The following is a 4,090-nucleotide window of genomic DNA, read 5'->3' on the forward strand; positions in this document are numbered from 1 at the left end:
CCCCCCCGGGGGGGGGGGGGGGGCTGGGGGAGGGGTCTGCGCGCGTCCGCGCGCGAATGGGCATGAATCCGCCTCGCCGTTCGAGCCGGCTTGTAGGGGGCCGGCGTCGGAGCAAGTTGAAAGAACCCCCTCCCCCTATCCCCCTCCCGCGAGGGGAGGGGGGACTCATCTTTTTTAGCCGGCCTTAGTTCGCGCCCCTGTTTCATTTGGAGCTGGTCTCCGCCGCCACTCGGGTGCCGGGCGGCGGGTGGTCGAGCAGCACCCGGCGCAGCGACTCGAACTGCTCCGCCCGCGGGTCGCTCTGGCGCCAGGCCAGCCCGACCATGCGGCCCGGCGGCGTGCCGTCGAAGCCGGCATAGCTGACCAGGCCGCCGACGCTGGCCTCGCCCAGCGTCGCCAGCCGCGGGAACAGGCTGTAGCCGGCGCCGGCCGCGATCATCTGGCGCAGTGTCTCCAGACTGGTGCTGTGCCGCTTGCCGCCGAGGCCCAGCGTGCCGCAGACCTCCAGCGCCTGGTCGCGGAGGCAGTGCCCGTCCTCCAGCAGCAGCAGGCCGTCGCGCGGCAACTCGGTGACTCGGGCGGCGCCGTCCGCCGCCACCGGCCGGTCGGCCGGCTGGGCCAGGACGAAAGGCTCGAAGAACAGCGGCGCGGTGGCGATCTGCGGGTCGGCCACCGGCAGCGACAGGAACACCAGGTCCAGCGCGCCGTGCCGCAGCGCCTCGACCAGCTGGTAGGTGCGGCCCTCATGCAGCACCAGCTCCAGCTTCGGGAAGGCCCGGCGCAGCGGCCGCAGCATGTGCGGGAACAGGTAGGGGCCCAGCGTCTCGATCGCGCCCACGGTCAGCGGGCCGGACAGCGGCGCGTCCAGCTCCTGCGCCAGCGCCATCAGCCGCCGCGCCTCCAAGAGCACGCGGCGGGCCTGGGCCAGGATGACCTCGCCCTTGGCGGTGACCAGAACGGTCTTGCCGCGCTCGAACACCGCCAGCCCCAGCGTCTCCTCCAGCTTGCGGATCTGCATGCTCAGCGCCGGCTGGCTGACGCCGCAACGCTCCGCCGCCTGGCCGAAATGGCGCAGCTCGGCCACGGCGACGAGATATTCGAGATCGCGAAGGGAAAGGCCGGAGAGGGTCATGCCTTCACTGTACGATAAGAAGATCCTATCTTCCAGATAGAGTCGATCGATTGGATCTTATCGGCGCGGTGGGCGAGTCTGCGGGCAGACACAGGAGCCTGCCATGCCGCCAGCCCCCATCCTCGTCGCCCGCCGCCGTCGCATCGCACTGGTGCTGCTGCAGATCGGCGGCCCGGACCGGCTGGAGGCGGTCGGCCCGTTCCTGCGCAACTTCTTCTCCGACCCCGAGATCATCCGCCTGCCGGGCCCGCTGCGCGCCGCGGTGGCGCGGCTGATCGCCTGGCGCCGCACCCCGGTGGCGACCGAGATCTACCGCCAGCTCGGCGGCGCCTCGCCGATCCTGGGCCAGACCCGGGCCCAGGGCCGGGCGGTGGCGGCCCGCCTCGACGACCTCGGCGAGGTCCGGTCCTTCGTGGCGATGCGTTACTGGCACCCCTTCGCGGCCGAGGCCGCCGCGGCGGTCCGCGACTGGCGGCCGGACGAGGTCGTGCTGCTGCCGCTCTATCCGCAGTATTCGACCACCACCACCCGCTCGGCCCTGACCGACTGGGCGCGGGCCGCCCGCGAGGCCGGGCTCTCCGCTCCGACCCGGACCATCGACGCGGCGCCGACCGATCCCGGCTTCGTCGCCGCCCAGGCGGAACTGATCCGCCGGGCCTGGCCGCAGGATGGCGGCCGGCTGCTGTTCACCGCCCATGGCCTGCCGCTGTCGATCGTCCAGGCCGGCGACCCCTATCCGGACCACGTCCGGGCCTCGGCCGAGGCGGTGGTCGCGGCGCTGGGCATCCCCGGCCTCGACTGGCGCATCGCCTTCCAGAGCCGGGTGACGCCGCAGCAGTGGCTGACGCCGGACGCGGAGGCGGAGGTGCGGCAGGCCGGGCGCGACGGAGTCGGCCTGGTGCTGGTGCCGATCGCCTTCGTCTCCGAGCATTCCGAGACGCTGGTCGAGCTCGACCGCGAATATCGGGCGGTGGCCGAGGTGGCCGGCGTGCCGTCCTTCATCCGGGTCCCGACCGTGGGCGTGCATCCGGCCTATGTCGCCGGGCTGGCGGCCCAGCTGCGGCACGCCCTCGGCGCCGCTTCGATGCTGGAGGCGGCGTGATGCGCCCGGCGCTGAACGCGCTGCTGGCCGACCTCGCCCGCCACGGCGCCAGCCTCACCCTCGAAGATGGCCGCGTCGGCGTGCAGGGCGAACTGCCGGCCGAGCTGCTGCTGCGGCTGCACCGCTATCGCCGCGACCTGCTGCCCCTGGTCGAACGCGGCGCTCACTTATCGCGCCGATAAGAACGATCGATTTCCCTGATCGCAGCGCGACGGCAACCCTCTTCCCATGGCGGAATTCCCGCCCGACAGGAGCCCTTGATGACCACCCTGACCACCACCTTCGGCGCCCCGGTTCCGGACAACCAGAACTCCCTGACCGCCGGCCCGCGCGGCCCGGTGCTGATCCAGGACTTCCACCTGATCGAGAAGCTGGCGCATTTCAACCGCGAGCGGATCCCGGAGCGGGTGGTGCACGCCAAGGGCGCCGGCGCTTACGGCACCTTCCGCGTCACCGCCGATGTCTCGAAATGGACCAAGGCGCGATTTCTGTCGGAGGTGGGGAAGGAGACCGAGGTCTTCCTGCGCTTCTCCACCGTCGGCGGCGAGAAGGGCTCGGCCGATGCCGAGCGCGACCCGCGCGGCTTCGCGCTGAAGTTCTACACCGAGGATGGCAACTACGACATCGTCGGCAACAACACGCCGATCTTCTTCCTGCGCGACCCGCTGAAGTTCCCGGACTTCATCCACACCCAGAAGCGCAACCCGGCCACCAACCTCAAGGACCCGGTGGCGGTGTGGGACTTCGCCTCGCTGTCGCCGGAGACGCTGCACCAGTTCACCATCCTGTTCAGCGACCGCGGCACGCCGCGCAGCTATCGCCATATGGACGGCTTCTCGAGCCACACCTTCAGCTGGATCAACGCGGCCGGCGAACGGGTGTGGGTCAAGTATCACTTCAAGACCAGGCAGGGGATCCAGAACTTCACCGCCGAGCAGGCGTCGGCGATGATCGGCATCGACCCCGACCACGCCACCCGCGATCTGTTCGCCTCGATCCAGGACAGTGAGTTTCCGGCCTGGAAAGTCTCGGTCCAGATCATGACCGAGGCGGAGGCCGAATCCTTCCCGATCGACCCGTTCGACCTGACCAAGGTCTGGCCGCACGCGGCGCATCCGCTGATCGAGATCGGCGAGCTGGTGCTGAACCGCAACCCGCAGAACTACTTCGCCGAGGTCGAGCAGTCGGCCTTCAGCCCGGCCAATGTGGTGCCTGGCATCTCCTTCAGCCCGGACAAGATGCTGCAGGGCCGGCTGTTCGCCTATGGCGACGCGCATCGCTACCGGCTCGGCGGCAACCACGGCCTGCTGCCGGTCAACCGGCCGCACGCCGCCGTGGCCAACAACTATCAGCGCGACGGGGCGATGCGCTTCGACGACAACGGCGAGGGCGCCGTGAACTACGAGCCGAACAGCTTCGGCGGGCCGAAGCAGGACCCGGCCGCGGCCGAGCCGGCGCTGCCGCTGCGCGGCGCCGCCGACCGCTACGACCACCGCATCGGCAATGACGACACCAGCCAGGCCGGCGCCCTGTTCCGGCTGATGGATGACGGCGCCCGCGCCCGGCTGATGGACAACATCGCCGGCGCGATGCGCCCGGTGCCGGAGGCGATCCAGCGCCGCCAGATCGCCCATTTCGCCAAGGCCGACCCGGCCTATGGCGCCGGCGTGGCCGAGCGGCTGGGCCTCACCGTGGCGATCGGCGCCGCGGCCTGATCCGAACGGACGGCGGCCATTGCTGTGTGGGGCCGCCGTCCGGACTGGCGGGGGGGGCGCCCCGGGGGGGGGGGGGGGGGGGGGGGGGGGGGGGGGGCCCCCCCCCCCCCCGGCCCCCCCCGGCCACCCCCCCCCACACCC

4 protein-coding genes are annotated in these 4,090 nt (G+C 71.7%); 3 read left to right on the forward strand and 1 reads right to left on the reverse strand.

All coding sequences use genetic code 11. The annotated features are described in order from the left end of the window. Nucleotides 1–202: 202 nt before the first annotated feature. Nucleotides 203–1,132 (reverse strand): LysR substrate-binding domain-containing protein, encoded by a 930-nt coding sequence (locus AAHM41_RS39340; protein ID WP_342242090.1) that lies wholly within the window; start codon nucleotides 1,130–1,132, stop codon nucleotides 203–205. Nucleotides 1,133–1,235: 103 nt separating this feature from the next. Between AAHM41_RS39340 and hemH the strand changes: the two genes are divergently transcribed. The 3 genes from hemH (at nucleotide 1,236) to AAHM41_RS39355 (ending at nucleotide 3,949) form a co-directional block, all read left to right on the forward strand. Further along, on the forward strand, nucleotides 1,236–2,234 hold the full coding sequence (gene hemH, locus AAHM41_RS39345) for a ferrochelatase (protein ID WP_342242091.1): 999 nt from the start codon (nucleotides 1,236–1,238) through the stop codon (nucleotides 2,232–2,234). Continuing rightward, entirely contained in the window at nucleotides 2,234–2,416 is a 183-nt protein-coding gene (locus AAHM41_RS39350; protein WP_342242092.1) for a hypothetical protein, read from the forward strand. Before hemH ends, AAHM41_RS39350 begins: the two co-directional genes overlap by 1 nt. A gap of 78 nt (nucleotides 2,417–2,494) precedes the next feature. Then, a complete protein-coding gene (locus tag AAHM41_RS39355; protein ID WP_342242093.1) occupies nucleotides 2,495–3,949 on the forward strand; it encodes a catalase in 1,455 nt (484 codons plus the stop codon). Nucleotides 3,950–4,090 lie beyond the last annotated feature (141 nt).

The organism is Inquilinus sp. OTU3971, from assembly GCF_038440215.1.

Excerpts from the sequence above, each read along its gene's own strand:
- AAHM41_RS39340 (WP_342242090.1), bottom strand. The coding sequence starts at position 1,132 with ATGACCCTCTCCGGCCTTTCCCTTCGCGATCTCGAATATCTCGTCGCC.
- hemH (WP_342242091.1), top strand. The coding sequence starts at position 1,236 with ATGCCGCCAGCCCCCATCCTCGTCGCCCGCCGCCGTCGCATCGCACTG.
- AAHM41_RS39350 (WP_342242092.1), top strand. The coding sequence starts at position 2,234 with ATGCGCCCGGCGCTGAACGCGCTGCTGGCCGACCTCGCCCGCCACGGC.
- AAHM41_RS39355 (WP_342242093.1), top strand. The coding sequence starts at position 2,495 with ATGACCACCCTGACCACCACCTTCGGCGCCCCGGTTCCGGACAACCAG.